13 protein-coding genes are annotated in these 16,399 nt (G+C 50.5%); 10 read left to right on the plus strand and 3 right to left on the minus strand.

The window, feature by feature from the left end; genetic code table 11:
• Positions 1 to 563: 563 nt before the first annotated feature.
• The 4 genes from ACE5LO_RS13290 (at position 564) to ACE5LO_RS13305 (ending at position 5,741) form a co-directional block, all read left to right on the plus strand.
• Positions 564 to 2,633, plus strand: a complete 2,070-nt coding sequence (locus tag ACE5LO_RS13290) for a BglG family transcription antiterminator (RefSeq protein ID WP_375520505.1) — start codon at positions 564 to 566, stop codon at positions 2,631 to 2,633.
• Positions 2,630 to 2,896, plus strand: coding sequence for a PTS sugar transporter subunit IIB (locus tag ACE5LO_RS13295; RefSeq protein WP_375520506.1), 267 nt, complete (start codon positions 2,630 to 2,632; stop codon positions 2,894 to 2,896). Before ACE5LO_RS13290 ends, ACE5LO_RS13295 begins: the two co-directional genes overlap by 4 nt.
• Positions 2,897 to 2,923: 27 nt before the next feature.
• Positions 2,924 to 4,192: a PTS ascorbate transporter subunit IIC gene (ulaA, locus tag ACE5LO_RS13300; protein WP_375520507.1), complete on the plus strand. Its 1,269-nt coding sequence runs from the start codon at positions 2,924 to 2,926 to the stop codon at positions 4,190 to 4,192.
• A gap of 334 nt (positions 4,193 to 4,526) precedes the next feature.
• Positions 4,527 to 5,741 (plus strand): Fic family protein, encoded by a 1,215-nt coding sequence (locus tag ACE5LO_RS13305; protein ID WP_375520562.1) that lies wholly within the window; start codon positions 4,527 to 4,529, stop codon positions 5,739 to 5,741.
• Between the two features lie 82 nt (positions 5,742 to 5,823).
• Here ACE5LO_RS13305 and ACE5LO_RS13310 read toward each other — a convergent pair whose 3' ends face one another.
• A complete protein-coding gene (locus ACE5LO_RS13310; protein ID WP_375520508.1) occupies positions 5,824 to 7,263 on the minus strand; it encodes an SEC-C metal-binding domain-containing protein in 1,440 nt (479 codons plus the stop codon).
• 198 nt (positions 7,264 to 7,461) lie between these two features.
• Between ACE5LO_RS13310 and ACE5LO_RS13315 the strand changes: the two genes are divergently transcribed.
• Positions 7,462 to 8,619: a glycerate kinase family protein gene (locus tag ACE5LO_RS13315; protein WP_375520509.1), complete on the plus strand. Its 1,158-nt coding sequence runs from the start codon at positions 7,462 to 7,464 to the stop codon at positions 8,617 to 8,619.
• Between the two features lie 51 nt (positions 8,620 to 8,670).
• Here the strand turns inward: ACE5LO_RS13315 and infC are convergent, their stop codons facing one another.
• Positions 8,671 to 9,189 (minus strand): translation initiation factor IF-3, encoded by a 519-nt coding sequence (gene infC, locus ACE5LO_RS13320; RefSeq protein WP_375520510.1) that lies wholly within the window; start codon positions 9,187 to 9,189, stop codon positions 8,671 to 8,673.
• Between the two features lie 147 nt (positions 9,190 to 9,336).
• On the opposite strand from infC, the gene ACE5LO_RS13325 reads away from it, so the two are divergent.
• The gene (locus ACE5LO_RS13325) at positions 9,337 to 9,813 is read left to right on the plus strand and encodes a DinB family protein (protein ID WP_375520511.1); all 477 of its coding nucleotides are present in this window, start codon (positions 9,337 to 9,339) and stop codon (positions 9,811 to 9,813) included.
• 106 nt (positions 9,814 to 9,919) lie between these two features.
• Entirely contained in the window at positions 9,920 to 12,307 is a 2,388-nt protein-coding gene (locus ACE5LO_RS13330; protein ID WP_375520512.1) for a GH36-type glycosyl hydrolase domain-containing protein, read from the plus strand.
• 52 nt (positions 12,308 to 12,359) lie between these two features.
• Here the strand turns inward: ACE5LO_RS13330 and ACE5LO_RS13335 are convergent, their stop codons facing one another.
• Positions 12,360 to 13,274 carry a phosphatidate cytidylyltransferase gene (locus tag ACE5LO_RS13335; protein WP_375520513.1) on the minus strand — a complete coding sequence of 305 codons (915 nt, stop codon included), beginning with the start codon at positions 13,272 to 13,274 and terminating at the stop codon, positions 12,360 to 12,362.
• A 98-nt stretch (positions 13,275 to 13,372) separates the two neighbouring features.
• On the opposite strand from ACE5LO_RS13335, the gene ACE5LO_RS13340 reads away from it, so the two are divergent.
• The 3 genes from ACE5LO_RS13340 (at position 13,373) to ACE5LO_RS13350 (ending at position 16,396) form a co-directional block, all read left to right on the plus strand.
• Entirely contained in the window at positions 13,373 to 13,915 is a 543-nt protein-coding gene (locus ACE5LO_RS13340) for a hypothetical protein (RefSeq protein ID WP_375520514.1), read from the plus strand.
• Positions 13,916 to 14,035: 120 nt separating this feature from the next.
• A complete protein-coding gene (locus ACE5LO_RS13345; protein ID WP_375520515.1) occupies positions 14,036 to 15,919 on the plus strand; it encodes a helix-turn-helix domain-containing protein in 1,884 nt (627 codons plus the stop codon).
• 39 nt (positions 15,920 to 15,958) lie between these two features.
• Positions 15,959 to 16,396, plus strand: a complete 438-nt coding sequence (locus tag ACE5LO_RS13350) for a LuxR C-terminal-related transcriptional regulator (protein WP_375520516.1) — start codon at positions 15,959 to 15,961, stop codon at positions 16,394 to 16,396.
• Positions 16,397 to 16,399: the final 3 nt, after the last annotated feature.

The raw sequence follows: 16,399 nt of genomic DNA on the forward strand, positions 1-16,399 counted from the left end.
TTGGCTTTAATGCAGTTTTTTGCACGCCTGTTGATTAACCAGATACTGGGTTCTGCGTTGTGCCAAACAAAACAGGCACATTGAGGTTTTGCTTGATCCATCGAAAAAAAATTCGACACCCCAGTGTGCCTTGTAGATCTCAGCAACCTGCTCGCATGACTAATCACAAGAGGAATAAGTTATGTATAATTAAGGTAAAAATTATGGAAGCGAGAGGATTATCATTAAGAAACATGCACTGCTATTAGCTTCGTCGGCATTGTTGTTTAGTTTGATCGTAGGCTGCAGCAGTCAGCAAAAATCAGAGCCATCTACACCTGAATCCGGTACTATCTCCAACACATAATAACGAATTCTTCCACCTCTAGCGCTATAAGCAACAGAACCACTAAATCCAGAAATGATATTCAATCCCTCACTAAGACCAGAAGTTCCATCCCGCAAGCGATTCCTAAAATTTTGAAGTATATAATTGTGTGCAAATATGAAAACAATAATCGGACTCAAAAACAGTGGGGATTTTGCGTCGTCTGTTGTATCGTTAAAGCAAGGGAGGCATCAAGATGAACCTGGACGAACGAAGCGCTGACGTGCTGCAGCTCCTGCAGCAGTCGCCCTCTCTCAAGATGGATGAGCTTCAGGAACGGACGGGGCTCAGCAGAAGACAACTGCAGTACAGCATCGGTAAAGTCAACGATTGGCTGTTACATCATGGATACCAGCCCATTGGGTATGAGCGGCAGGCGGGTTATTTTTTAACAGATCGCATTCGGGAGGAGGATCTGCCGGAGAAGCTGACCCGGCGTTCGTATACCTTTTCCGAGGTGGACCGGGAGAAGATGTTCGGCCTGATGATTCTGCTCGGAGAAGAGCCTTTATCAGTGTTTCATTTTCAGTCCATTGCCTTAGTCTCCCGCAATACGGTACTCAAAGATCTGCAGCGGCTCAAGCGTAACATGCAGGAGCGTAAGCTGCAGGTGCAATATTCGAAGAAAGACGGTTATTCCTTCAAAGGAAGCAGCCGGGCGAAAAGGCAACTGGTCGAAGAGTGGGTGCCGGACATCCTGCACAGTGCCAGCCGGGAACTGATGATTCGTTGCCTTTGGCCCAACCGGGAGGAGCAGATTGCCGCTATTCAGCAGCAATTGGAGCAGACCGAGCGGCAGCTTGGCATGACCTTTGCGGATGAGCGGCTGCAGGAGCTGACCTACCTGATGCTGTGTACAGACCAGTTGATCGGGAAAGGGGACGTGCTGGAGGAGAACAGGAGCTGGGGAGAGCTGACCGCTTCTAACGAATACAAGCTGGTGGAGCGCATGACCTCCAGCCACGCCTTCCGCAGCAAGTGGAACCGGACCGAGTGCCTGTACGCCACCCTGCATCTGCTGGGCATGAACCGGACGCGGGATATTTCGCCACTGCAGGAAGACGATGAGATTCGGCGCCTGATGACAGAGGTTACGGACGAATTTGAGCGCTGGGCTTGTGTCAGCCTGCATGACCGGGAAAGCTTTTACCGGCAGTTGTACATCCATTTCCGCCCGGCTTATTACCGGATGCTGTACGGCATTCACGTCGTGAACACGATGGCCGCACGCATCCGCAAGGTGTATCCGGATCTGTACCAACTGACCCGGAAGGCTTTGCAGCCCTTGGAGACGGTGCTCGGGCATCCGGTGCCGGAGAGCGAGGCCGCTTATTTCACGGTTCACTTCGGCGGCTGGCTGCGCAGGCAGGGCACGCTGCTGGATGACCGCAAGCGGGCGGTCGTCGTCTGCGCTAACGGGATCGGGATGAGCAACATTCTGATTTATACGCTGCGTGAGCTGTTCCCGGACATTCTTTTTCTGGATGCGTTATCCGTCCGTGATGCGGCCGAATGCATTCTGGAATATGACATGGTCTTCTCCACCGTTCACCTGCGCACAGACAAGACGCTGTTTGTGGTGCCGCCGATTCTTGAGTTGCAGGATAAGCAGAAGCTGCGCCAGCAGGTGATGAACGAGCTGTACGGTTATACGGTGGAGAAGATGGACACATCGTCTTTAATGAAAATCATCGCACAATATGCGGTCATCTCCAATGAGGAGGAGCTGGAAAAGGCACTCCAGCAGCATATTTATGCGCATGCGCACAAAACAAACAAGCATTCCTTGGAGGGGGCGGAGAAACCAGTGCTGGAAGAATTAATCACAGAACAGAATATTGTTTTTCAAACCCGGGCCTCCGACTGGAAAGAGGCGATCCGGCTGGCTTCACGGCCCTTGCTGGAGATGGGCACGATTGAACCCCGCTATATCGAGGCCATGATTCGATCCATTGAAGAAAATGGTCCGTATGTGGTAATTACGCCAGGCGTGGCGATTCCCCATGCACGTCCCGATCAGGGGGTACGCTCGCTGTCGATGAGCTTCATGCGGCTGGATGAGGCGGTGGAATTCGGCCCGGGCAAGCCGGTCAGACTGGTGATTATCCTGGCAGCGGCCGACCGTTCCTCACATTTGAAAGCGCTCGTACAGTTGACACAGTTGCTGGGCGAGCCTGCCAATATCGAGGACATCTTGAACAGCACCGACAAATCGGTGGTCTTGAACTATATCCAACAATATTCCAAGGAGGAACAACAACAATGAAAATTATGGTCGTATGTGGCAACGGATTGGGCAGCAGCTTCATTATGGAGATGAATATCAAAAAAGCGCTTGGCGAGATGGACAAAACGGCAGATGTGGATCATACTGATCTGTCTTCTGCCAAAACGGAGCAGGCGGATATCTTCATCGGCGCAGCCGACATTATGGCCCAACTGAACGACGGCAGCCGTACGGTGATATCGCTGGAAAACATGATGAGCATTCCGGAAATCAAGACAAAGCTTGAGCCTCATTTATCCTAATCCGTACCGAAAGAAGGTCCAGCCAACATGATGAACTTAATTATGAACGACATCCTGGGCACGCCGGCCATTCTGGTCGGACTGTTCGCCCTGGCAGGACTGCTGCTCCAGCGTAAGCCTGCCGCCACGGTCGTGTCCGGCACCCTGAAGACCATTATGGGGTTTGTGATTATTAGTGCCGGGGCGACGGTGTTAACGGGTTCGCTGGATATATTCAGCCAGATGTTCAACCATGCGTTCCAGGTGGAAGGCATTGTGCCTACGAATGAGGCAATTGTCGCCGCCGCCCAAAGCGATTTCGGCGCTATGACAGCCCTGATTATGGTCTTCGGCATGATCGTTAACATTATCCTGGCCCGGTTCACACCGCTGAAATATATTTTTCTGACAGGCCATCATACCTTGTTCATGGCCTGTCTGATCGCAGTAGCGCTGACCATCGGCGGTATGAACGGATTCCCGCTGGTTGTGGTCGGCTCCATCATTCTCGGTCTCTGCATGGTTCTGTTCCCGGCGCTGCTGCAGCCCTATGTGCGCCAGATTACCGGCAGCGATGACTTTGCGGTCGGTCACTTCGGTTCGGTCGGTTATTTTACTGCCGCTACCATCGGTAAATGGTTGGGCAATAAGGAAAAGACGACCGAGCAGATCAAAGTACCGCAGCAGCTGGGCTTCCTGCGTGATACTTCGGTAGCGGTTTCCTTGACGATGACGCTGTTCTTCGTGGTGGTCGCCTTGTTTGCCGGACGTGAATATATCGAATCCGAGCTGTCCGGCGGCTCCAACTTTATCGTATTTTCACTGATGCAGGCCATTACCTTCGCCGCCGGGGTCTACATTATTCTGGCAGGTGTGCGGATGCTGATTGCCGAGATCGTGCCGGCGTTCAAAGGCATTGCAGAGAAGCTTGCGCCTAACACCAAGCCAGCGCTCGACTGCCCGACGGTATTCCCGTTTGCGCCTAATGCGGTTATTATCGGTTTTATCTTCAGCTTCCTGGCCGGACTGCTATCCATGTTCATCTTACCGCTCGTCGGCCTGAAGGTTATCATCCCGGGGCTGGTGCCACACTTCTTCACCGGCGCTACTGCTGGCGTATTCGGCAACGCGACCGGAGGACGGCGCGGAGCGATGCTTGGCGCATTTGCGAATGGCCTACTGATTAGCTTCCTGCCTGCGATCATGCTGGTATTCATGTCCAGCGTAGGCTTCAGCGGCACCACCTTTGGCGATACGGATTTCGGTGTAGTCGGCATTATCATTATGGGCTTTATGAAGCTGTTTGGCGCGGCGTAATAAGACCGCTTTCAGACAGGACGACTGCGCACCGCCAAGAGCCGGGAGCAGTACACCAGAGGATTGATCCATTAGGGTTTATCCTCTGGTGTTTTTTTGTGTTTTACGGGTCGGGGGTACGCAGACCAATACAACCGCGCGGGTATTTGCAAAAAAAGTCTGTCCATACTGTAATAAAAGAGTCAAGGTAAAAAAGAATGGCAATGGCAGATGCTCTTGCGAGGTATCTTAATTCAAAAAACAAGAACTTTTTTGCAAATAGATCTGGACACTTATAGGAGCATGTGTAAAAATTATTCTTATATAAGAAATGGGGGTGTTCAGAGTGAGATATATGTTTAAAATATTCCATGAGAAAACAAGTAGTGACTTCAATAAAATATATGACCAGAGATTTAATTACGATTCGGCTTTTCATTTGGGGTTAAATATTAAGCCAATGAGCCAGCCCAATGTATATGAATTGTTTTACATACCCTCAAATGAGATGATCAAAACAGTAAGTAAGATTCATTTGATTTCTGCGGAATTCCAGAGAAAATTTGATGCTCTTCCCAAGGCTGCCCAAAATCAGTTTATTAATGAATGTTTAGTCGAAGAGTTATTCAATACAAATGAATTAGAAGGAGTAAAAAGCACCCGAGAGGAAATTGCCCGAAGCACTAAAGAGGTACAGTTAAATAAAAAATCAAAAAAAAGATTTGAGAGCATGATCAAATCCTATTTGACGCTCATTACTGATGATGTTCATTTTCCTAAAAAGCCGCAAGATGTTAGAGAAATTTATGATCATATCACAGAAGGGGAGTTAGATTGGCGAGAATTACCGGATGGGGAGGTTTTCAGAAGAGAATCAACGTATGTGCTAAAAAAGTCGGGGACGGGAAAAGTCATTCATCATGGCATTACACCAGAAACAGCCATCATGAATGCTGTAGAGAAATTGCTTCTTTTTATGAATGAAAACGATGATGTGCCTTCTTTAATTAAGGTTGCAATTGGCCACTACTATTTTGGGTATATACACCCGTTTTATGATGGAAATGGAAGGACTTCACGCTTTATAAGCAATATGTATTTAACTGAAGCATTAGGGAGCATTTCTACACTTTCTTTGTCAAGAGGATGTAATAAATATAGAAATAAATATTTAGAGGCTTTTGAAATTTCAAATAGTATAAAAAGCAGAGGTGAGCTGAATTATTTTATTGAAACGTTTTTAGCAATTATCTTAGAGGCCCTAATTGAAATGACTGCTGAATTAAAAGAAAAGAGCGAACTGTTAAGAATGGCTTATGAAAAGTTAAATCAAGATCCTATTTTTGAGAACATGGATAAAACTTATACAGACATGATGTTCGTATTAGCGCAAAATCATTTCTTTGACTCAAGCAGTGGTCTTACCATTAAGGAACTGGCCGGAATTTTTTCCAAGTCGGAAGCAACGATCAGAAAAATGATAAAAGAACTGATTGAAATGTCACTTATAGATCAGAAGGGTGAAAAGCCGGCATATTACTATGTTAAACAAAAATATTTCGAATCCTAAGCTCCAATCACCAGTCCATGAAGTAACGGACCTTTCGTTAGAGCCCGTTACTCCATAGAGACCTCGTGAATTGGGGGAAGTTTTATCTTGTCTTTGCCATCCAATCTTTTAAACCGAGCAGTTGATCCCAAATTCGTGCGTGTGAAAAGGCGTAGGTGACCGCTTCCTCCGTACTGCCCAGCGAATAAGAGGTCGGTATAGTTGAAGGAAGTCTTTTTTGCCCGAGAAGGTAGGCGGGAACATGCTTGTTTTCTTTTCGTGCCAATCGATATAAGAAAGTAAGATGTTCTGTCACACCGTTTCTCAGGTATTCCAGGATCAGCTTGTCATACAATATAAAACAGGTAGCCTCATCCCCGTAAGATTTGAGCAGCCGGTCAGCTTCGTTCAATCGTTCCAGTTGCAAATAATGCATAAGCAGATCGTAGCGGTTTCCCTGATTGTCACTCGGATTCAATTCAAGGAGTTGTTCATAATGCTCGCAAGCCGTGCCCAGTCTGCCGGACAATGATAATAAATGGGCATAGGCGGCTTTGGCACGCATGAACGGCCGGGTTTCAATGAGTCCCCAGAAATGTCCGCGATTTTCCTTGAAGAAAGCCTCTCCCAATCTCTTGGCTGCTGATTCCATGGCAGATTGGGCCAGTTTCATGGACTCGCCAATGGTTGGCGCATCCTCTGACAACATAATGAGTGTATCGGGATGCTCAGGATCCATTTGAATCGCCTGCTCCAGCAGCTTCTTGCGTTTGGCGGGTGATGACTCGTTATCGGCGGCAACCAGGAGCTCCAGGACTTTATCCGTATTTATCGCAGGTGAGAAGGCCTGCTGAGCAGATGGATTGCTGAGTTGAGCGGATAAAAAGGCTTGGACATCCTCAATGCTATCAAAATTTTGGGCCTTCAGCAGACTGGTTATCTCGGCTATCTTTGCTTCATGCTCCAGATTCGAAAAAGCGGGAGATGGCAGGAATGGGTCGTCTTCGAGTTCATTCAATGCCTGGATACCTTTTTCTTCAAAATGATCCTCCAGCTTGTTCAAGCAGTTGGTCAGTGTGGAGGCAGAAATGCCATGCTTAATGGCCAGCTCGCTTTGGTTTGGAAAATCCTCCAGGGCATCGATCAGAAAAAAGAATTCTAAAGCCGCTTTATAACCGCCCGGTTTACGGAAGCCAGGATTCGTATCCTCGCAAAAGCTGTGCCACATCACAATGGTTCCGGCGAGTGTCTCGCGCGTATTTGCAGAACTTGGTTTATACTCTGCATACAGCTCCAGAGCCAGTTCTTCCGCCAATTGCCGCTGTGCCTGCTTCGGCCAATCAAACTGGCCTATGAATTCACGCAGCTTGGCGGGTGACTTGGCAAAAGAAGCGAGCTCTCTGCCGATATCCTCATCCTTCATAGTGGCAGGAGGGGCAGCCTGATGCGTTTGCTCCAAAGCTCGGTCCTTCTCCAGACAGCATTTTTTGTATTTTTTCCCGCTCCCGCAAGGGCAAAGCTCATTTCTACCGATACTGCTCATTTTAAATTCACCTCAATTTTTTTATTTTGGCCGAATAGACAAGTTTTATTTATAGGATAGCAATTTCAGAGATTATTTAAAAGCAGACATTGTTTAGCTATGGATTTTTCATTTTCACATATATAAAAACAGCCACGTTTGTACTATGATTGGATAAGAAAGCGTTATCAATCATAGATGACGGAAAGGGAGATGGGGATGAAAAAGGATTTTGTGATCTTGCTGGCTCCGGATTCGTTTAAAGAGAGCATGACGGCGAAAGAGGCCTGTGAGGCGATGGAGAGAGGGATTAAGAAAGCGAATTCTCGTATTGCCTGCATTCAGGTTCCGATGGCGGATGGCGGTGAAGGCACGATGCAATCGCTGATCGACGCGACAGGCGGAAAGAAATATACGGCGCGTGTCACAGGGCCTCTGGGCAGGGAAGTGGAGGCTTCTTACGGAATATTCGGAGACGGAGCCACAGGGGTCATTGAAATGGCCAGTGCAAGCGGCATTCACCTCGTCCGCCCGGAGGAGAGGAATCCGCTGATCACCACCACCTATGGCACCGGGCAATTGATCAAGGCCTGTCTGGACCATGGTGTAAAAAAGCTGCTGATCGGGATCGGCGGCAGCGTCACGAATGATGGCGGGGCCGGGGTAGTTCAGGCACTGGGAGGAAGGCTGTTAGACCGCAACGGCTCAGAATTGGGATACGGCGGGGGAGAGCTGGGACGATTAGCCCGTATTGATTTGACGAATTTCGATCAGCGCCTGCAGGAGGTTAGCGTTGAGGTCGCCTGTGATGTCAGCAATCCGCTTTGCGGTCCGTGGGGGGCTTCAGCCGTGTTTGGGCCGCAAAAGGGTGCTACGCCGGAGATGGTCGGGATTCTGGACAGAAATTTAAGAAACTATGCAAATGTCATTAAAGCAGAGCTCCATCAAGACATCGCCGACGTGCCCGGAGCAGGTGCTGCAGGTGGTCTGGGTGCAGGATTGATGGTGTTCTTGAATGGTTCTTTAAAGAAAGGAATTGACATTGTTATTGAATATACCGGGCTGGAGGAGAAAATCAAAAGCGCTGATATGGTATGGACGGGGGAAGGCAGTCTTGATTCCCAGACGCGATACGGTAAAACCCCATATGGGGTGGCAACCATAGCCAAGAAATATGACAAGCCGGTTGTTGCCTTTGCAGGGAGAGTCGGGGAAGATATTGAGGTGCTGTATGAGAAAATCGATGCAATTTTCGGGATTATGCAGGGTGCTTCTTCCCTGGAGGAAGCATTGGCGCAGGGTCAACGCAACCTGGAAAGAGCCTCTGAAAATGCTGTCAGATGGATGAACCTATTTCATCGTCAGGAGCGGGTATAGATTATAAAAGCCGCACTATGGATATGGATGCCATGGTGCGGCTTTGACCGTTCAGCGCGGATTTACTTTTACCTGCGAGCCTTTGCCGCTTGTCTGGATGCCCGTTTCCTTCACTCCGGTCTCTTTCAGATCAGCCAGCAGCCGTTCCAGCACCATCTTGGCGACAGCGGCTTCTTTGGCCCCGCTTGCTCTTACGACCAGCTGCACCGGCTTGCCGGAACGCAGATGCTTGTCCGCCTGACGAAGCTTGGTGTCATAGTCATGCTCCTCAATATGGGCGGTGAAGCGCAGCTCCTTGACCTTCTCTTTAGCGTTCTTCCCCGCAGGCTTGCCACTGTCCGCTTTGCCTGCTGCCGCTTTCTTCTGCTGTGAGAGCGCCTTTCCCTTGCCCTTGGCGACCAGGCTGCAGGGCGGGGGACTGCTCATGAGCGAGGTGCAGACAAGGTCCAATCCTTGAGAGCGGGCCATGGAGAGCGCCTCTTCTCTGGAGAAGATACCGAGATTCTCGCCATGTAGTCCGGTGAGCACCACCTCGGAAGCTTTTATTTGCTCGTTGATTAAGACTGCCACGTAACGAAGCCTCCCCAAAACAATGTTAAAGCTATCATATCCATTAGCGGTCTGAGATTCAAATCAGGGTAATTTTTTTAAATTAAGATCGCCGGTTTTCGTTCGTCTGCGTTATGATTGAGGGAGTGACGAAAAGGGGGAAATGAATTGGTACATGCGCAGGAAGTTCTTGCGAATCAGCTTCTGGCCAATGCGAATGATCCAAGCTGGCACTTGCCTTTCTTACAGGCTGTTGAAGGAGTTTCGGAGGAGGAAGCCTATTGGAAGCCTGCTCCGGGTTGTCATAGCATCGCCGAGATCACACAGCACCTGCTGTATTGGAACGAGATATGGCTGACCAGATTCATGGAGGGGAGCATGGATGCGGCAGTCGCGGTGCAAGACAACAATAAAAGCTTTATCGTAGCGGAGAATGTCCCATTTCACAATTTAAGAGACAGACTTCTTAATGTGCTTCTGCAATGGCAACACCTGCTTAGTGTTGAAAGGCTTGAAGCGCCAGTGGCGGGGTTCCCGGTGCCTGCAGTCTGGTGGGAATTGATCAGCAATACGGCAACCCACAATGCTTATCATATTGGGCAAATCGTATTGATCCGGAAGCTGCAGGGCAATCATTCAAAGTGATATAATAGACAGGAAAATTTATGGCAGATTGATAGAATCAAACGGACACATACTGCTTCCAATCTGCTGAATCGTTGTATAACCTGTGGAAAAGAGGTATGAAAAAATGATCAGACCATCGGAAGATCAAGAGTTTTATGAGCTGTTGTCCCCTACCGCCCTTCCCAAGGCTTCAGGCTTTCTGTGGAATGAGAAGATGATGATCCATGTGAACTGCCGCGGATACGTCGTGGCCCAGTTCATGCAGCCTGAGCCTGCCAAGTATTCTCACGCCCCCAATCTGGAAGCGAAGACGTTCATGCAGCCTGAGCAGCCGTATTATGCGCATCATCCCGGACGTTTTCTGTACGTGAAGGATGAGGAAAGCGGCGAAGTCTTCTCCGCCCCTTATGAGCCTGTGCGCGAACAGGCGGATCAATACACTTTTGCAATCGGGAAAAGCAGCATGGTATGGAGGGTGGAATGCAAGGGCATTCATGTCGAAATGAGCTTGAGCCTGCCGCGGGAGGACGCCCTGGAGCTGTGGCGCGTGAAGGTGAAGAACCTGTCAGGAGCCCCGCGGAAATTAAGTATCTACCCTTATTTCACCGTAGGGTATATGTCATGGATGAACCAGTCCGGTCAATACCACGAGGATTTGCAAGCCATTGTATGTACTTCGATCACGCCATATCAGAAATATCAGGATTATTCTAAAATCAAGGAATTCAGCGACAAAACCTTTTTGATCGCGGAGCGGAAGCCTGCGGCCTGGGAAGTGAACCAGGAGGTCTTCGAAGGAGAGGGCGGCATTACCATGCCAAGCGGAATCCGGGATCAGGAGCTTCTGTCCAAGGGGGATGCAAGGTACGAAACGCCGGCCGCCGTCCTGCAGTATCGAATAGAGCTGGCCCCAGGCGAAGAGGAGGCCTACAGATTCATTTTCGGACCAGCCAGGGATGAAGAGCAGGTTGCCCAAATCCGCAGCAATTACCTGCTGAATACCAATGCTGATGGCGAAGACGGTTTTACGGCCGCTGAACGGGAATATGATCGCTACATACGGGAAGGCAGAGGCCGCATCGAGATTGCAACGCCGGACCCGGATCTGGATAACTTCGTCAATCACTGGCTGCCACGGCAAATGTATTATCACGGACAAACGAACCGCCTCACAACCGATCCGCAGACGCGCAATTTCCTGCAGGACCATATGGGAATGAGCTACATCAAGCCACAGACGGCCAGAGAGGCCTTCCTGATCGCATTAAGGCAGCAAAATGCAAACGGTGCCATGCCGGACGGCATCATACTGCACAAGGATGCGGAGCTGAAGTACATTAATCAGGTTCCGCATACGGACCATTGTGTCTGGCTGCCCATTTGCTTGAGCACCTATCTGGATGAGACGAACGATTACTCCATATTGGAAGAAAAGGTGCCTTATGCCGACAGCGAGGAAACGGAATCCGTATTCGAGCATATCAACAAGGCCATGTTCTGGCTGATGAACGACCGCGATGAACGGGGATTGAATTATATCAACCAGGGCGACTGGTGTGATCCGATGAATATGGTCGGTTACAAGGGCAAAGGGGTTTCCGGCTGGCTGACCATCGCGACGGCCTATGCGTTCAACGTATGGGCAGGGATATGCGAGAGCAGCGGACATCCGGATAAGGCCAAGGAATTTCGGGCTGATGCGCAAAAGACCAATGAGGTCGTCAACCAATATCTGTGGGATGGCGAGTGGTACGCGCGCGGCATCACCGATGACAACGTCAAGTTCGGGATCAGCACCGACCGGGAGGGCCGCATCTTCATCAATCCACAAGGGTGGTCCATGCTGAGCGGTGCCGCCGACCAGGAGAAGCAAAGCAAGCTGATGCGGGCGGTCACGGAGCAGCTGGAGACGCCGTATGGTGTAGAAAAGCTGGCACCGTCCTTCACCTCGATGCGGGAGGATGTGGGCAGGGTTACGCAGAAGCATCCGGGCTCCGCCGAGAACGGCGCGGTCTACAATCATGCGGCGGCATTCTACATTTACGCGCTTTATACCGTCGGTGAGAAGGAAGATGCCTACCGGCTGCTGCGCAAAATGATTCCCGGACCGGAGCTGGAGGATATTGTGCAGCGCGGCCAGTTGCCTGTATTTATACCGAACTATTATCGCGGAGCTTACGGGCAGTTCCCGCGTACTGCAGGCCGTTCGAGCCATCTGTTCAACACGGGAACGGTTCCCTGGGTGTACCGCTGCCTGATCGACGGGCTGTTCGGGCTGCAGGGCTGCAAGGAAGGGCTGCAGATCAAACCGCAGCTTCCTGCCGGGTGGAAAGAGGCTTCGGTCAAACGGGACTTCAGAGGCGCCAGGCTTCACATCGTCATGAAGAAGGTGCCGGGACTTGACGCCATCGAGGTGTATGCCGATGATGTCCTTGTTACCGATGGCATTCTGAAAGACCTGCAGCCGGATAACGAGTATCAGGTGCTGGTCAACATTCCGGATGAGATCTAAAAGGCCGGCTTATGTAAAACAACCTGGGTCCTTAAAAAGGATCCAGGTTGTTTTACATAAAATCAACGAAATAACGGAGTGCATGGAAAAAGACCGGCGAGGTATAGGTCAGGCTGTCGACCCGGCTTAAGTAGCTCTGCTTCAGAGCATCAAATTTATCGTCATCGGCGATTAACAGATCCCGCTTCAGCACGGACACGGTCAGGCTGCCGAAGAATCCGCTCAGACTGATCAGCATGCCGAAAATGAGCGCGAAGATTGGATTCAGCGGCGTCAGATAAGGATAGATCAGATAAGAAACCGCGGTTGTAACGACAAATGCGCTCGCAAAGCCTTCCCAGGTTACATGCGGATTGGCTGTCGGCACCACCTTCCGCCTGCCGAAGTAAATGGAGGCCAGATAATGTACCACATCGTTTAGCTGTGTCAGCACGACCAGATAAAGCACAAGCCCCGCACCGTACTGTGGCGTCGCGAACTGGAAATAGGCCAGATGGCTGAGCCCGAACACCATCAGCATGAGTCCCCACTGGGTCGAGCTGACGCTGCGCAGAAATCCGACCGTGCCTTTGTTAATCAAGCGAGGGAGCGGAAGGAACAAAAACACATAGATTGGGATAAAAACGATAAACATGCCGTACCATCCGATATAAATCCAGTAGAACTGCACCGGAATGGAGAGGTATGCCCACAGAAACAACCGGCGGTCGGCTTTTCTCGTCTTGATCATGGAGAAGTACTCCTTCAGGGCGAAGAAGGCAAGCACCATGAGCGAGAGCAGCGACACTACCGAGTTGAAGAGGGTAGCCAGGCAGAATATAAAGAACATGCCCCACCACGTCTTGATCCGGTAACCGATGGCGGTGTAATCCTTGCCGGATTGTAATTTGCTCACAATAGAATAGATCAACTGGATCGCGAGCAGGGCAGCAAATATAAGGGCTAGCGTATAGTATGAACCGTTCACGGCCAATCACCAACTTATCACAAAATGAGATTTATTTACCGGGACCCTATGCTATTATGAAGGAATACTGCAAACTTGATAAGGGGTAATTTTGTAAAATGGAAGCGGAGAGATCGGTTTTTATACTGCTTACGAATACTGGAACGCTGTTTACGAGAGTGATTCAAACCTATACGAAGGCACCCTACAATCATGCTTCGATTTCCTTTGATCGGGAGCTTTCCGAGCTGTACAGCTTCGGCAGAAAGCATCCCGGCAATCCTTTGAACGGGGGATTTGTGAAGGAGGATATCAAGACAGGCACGTTCAGCAAGTACCCGAACACAACATGTGTTATTTATGAGCTGCGGGTCTCCGAGCGCGAGGTCGAGAAAATGAGACGGGTCCTGCACTTCTTTATCCGCAGCCGTCAGAAATATATGTACAACCTGCTGGGTGTGATCGGTGTCGCCTTGAAGGAGCCGGTCGAATTCAGCAACTCTTATTTTTGCTCGCAGTTTGTCGCGGAAATTTTGCAGCGGTCCGGCATCAACATCTGGAACAAGCTGCCCGCGCTCGTCACGCCGGACGATTTCCGGCAAAGCGAGCGGCTGCAGCTCATTTACGAAGGCAAGCTGAGCGAGTATGAACCGTCGGTCTGATAGTTGGGCGGATGACTTTGCGGAAAACAATGTTGGTCATAGCAAGTTGTTGATAATGATTATCAATGAATCTATAATAGAATAAATATAAATTCTGGAAGTCTGGGGGGTTGGAAAAGGATGTCGATACGCGATCAAATCCTGCTATGGTCATGCGCTTCCGTGGATATTGTGGATATCCGCAGGGGGTACTTGCAGCCAGGGGAAGAATTTGATTATTGTGCTCCAGCAGAGCTTTTTCTCGTATCGGGGTCAGGGATGGCACGGATTGAGACAGGCGGTGTGATCTGCAGTGCAGAGGAGGCTCCGGTCGTTCATGTCGAAAAGGGAACACGCCTGTATATCAGTCAGGCTTCGGATGGTCTGGAATTCTTCCTGATTCTGTTCAAAGCGTCGCTTCCACACCCGTTGCCAGGTGGGCTGACCGAACCGCTGACGGCCGTCCAACACTTCCGCACCTGTTATGCAGTCCCCCCCGGAGCAGCAGCTGTGTATAGGAGCATGGCTTCTGATATGGACAGGTTGTGGCAGCAGGAAGAACCGCTGACACGGCTGGAGACGAAGCAGCGGCTGTACGCCTTCGTTCATTTGCTGTTGACCGAACTGGAAAGGCTGGAGGGAGCTGAGGAGCAGACAGAGGAACAGGATATGATCGCTGCTGCGCTCCGGCATATGGAAGCCTTTTATAGCGAGCCTCTCACATTGTCTTCCTTGGCCGAGCGGCTTCGCATAAGCCCGCGCCAGCTGCAAAGAGGCTTTAAGGCACGCTTCGGGCACAGCCCGATGGAGCATCTGATCGGAATTCGCTTGGAGCATGCCAAACGGCTATTGGAGCAGGGTAACCGGCCTGTCGCTCAGATCGCTGAGGAGGTGGGGTATCCCGATAGCTATTATTTCAGCCGTTTGTTCAAAAAAAAGACCGGCCTGTCACCGAGGGGCTATAAGCAGATACTGACCGCAGGCAACCTATCTTCAGAAGTAAAATGCACAAATTGTCGCATTTCTCCAAGTGCGGTGTCGCAAACTGTCATTGTTCCCGCCAGATTCGATAGTTATCATCAGAGGGGAAGCGCTACGCAATCGTTCCGGGACCTGTTGTCCCTGACACTGATGTGCACCGGAGGACTGGCTTACGCAGATGGCAGGATTCGTATTCCGCATATGCGCGGAACACTTGAGCTTGAGCGCGAGCCCCAGCGGATCGCTGTGCTTGATTACCAATATGCAGATCAATTGCTGTCACTTGGCATTTGCCCGGCAGGCAGCGTTGCTTGCAGTGTCGAGACCGACGGGCTCCCGGTCACCCTAATGGAATCCATGGGAAGCATGGTCCGTCTAGGGACGAAAGAGCAGCCCGATCTGCAGGCGCTGGCTGAGCTGCAGCCTGACCTCGTTGTATGCACTTCGTTTCAGGAGCATTGCTACGGAGAGCTGCTTGCTATAGCCCCGACCGTGATGTTCGACCGCTATGAAGATTGGCGGTTGACACTGCTCAGATTTGGAGAGTTGGTTGGCCGAAAGCAGCAGGCTTTGGAGGCACTTGACACCTTCAATGCCAAGCTGGATCGGCTGCGGCGCGGACTTGAGGGTGGCGGTGAGCAGACCGTAGCGCTGATCCGGCCGCGTGACGGCAGCATACGCCTGCATACCGATAGACACCGGACCGCCCGCCTGCTTTATGAAGATATTGGTCTTGCACCTCCACCGCTCGCGGTGAAGCAGCCAGGCACCAGTTCGTTGATTCCGCTGGAGGCACTGCCGGGGCTGCAGGCAGACCGGCTGTTCGTCCTGACCGACAATAAGAATCGGGAGCAGACCCGGCAATATCAGCAAAGCCCTTTATGGAGCAGCATGAGCGCGGTTCGCAGCGGCCGGGTCCGTCATTGTCATACAGCACTCTGGACTGGTTATTATGGCCCGCTGGCAATGAATAGGGTCGTTGACGAAATTGCCGAGACCCTGCTATCGCCCTTTACCTCTAATTTTCATATTCATAATCTATGATTTTTTTCAAAACACTCCAATTCGGACGGTGAGGGACCTATGCCTGTTACTAAACTGAGTTTAACGGTTGCCTCCAGCGTGAGCAATGAACGGGAACGCGAGGAGCTGGCCGAGCTGCACAGGATCATTATGAATTGGGTTGTGCAAATGAATATCCGCGACTGCATTCAGGTGAAGATGGAGTATGTAGCGGCTGATGATCAGGAGGCCTTCCCTGTGATTGCAAGCCCGCGCAGCCCACAGTCAGAGGAGGATTCGAAGTCAGCTGCGCTTAGCGGAAGGCAGCTTGAGATCGCCGAGCTGTTGTGCCGCCATTACAGTATCAGGAGAATTGCCGAGGAGTTATATATCAGTGTGAATACGGTGAAGAAGCATATTCAAAACATTAAAAAGACCCTGTGTATCGAGCAGACAGGAGGCGATTTCGTCTTTTTGCTGGCTGAGAAGCTGCAAGGGGGCAGTCGTGCGTTTGATTAAAGC

The organism is Paenibacillus medicaginis, from assembly GCF_042138635.1.
GTDB lineage: Bacteria > Bacillota > Bacilli > Paenibacillales > Paenibacillaceae > Paenibacillus > Paenibacillus medicaginis.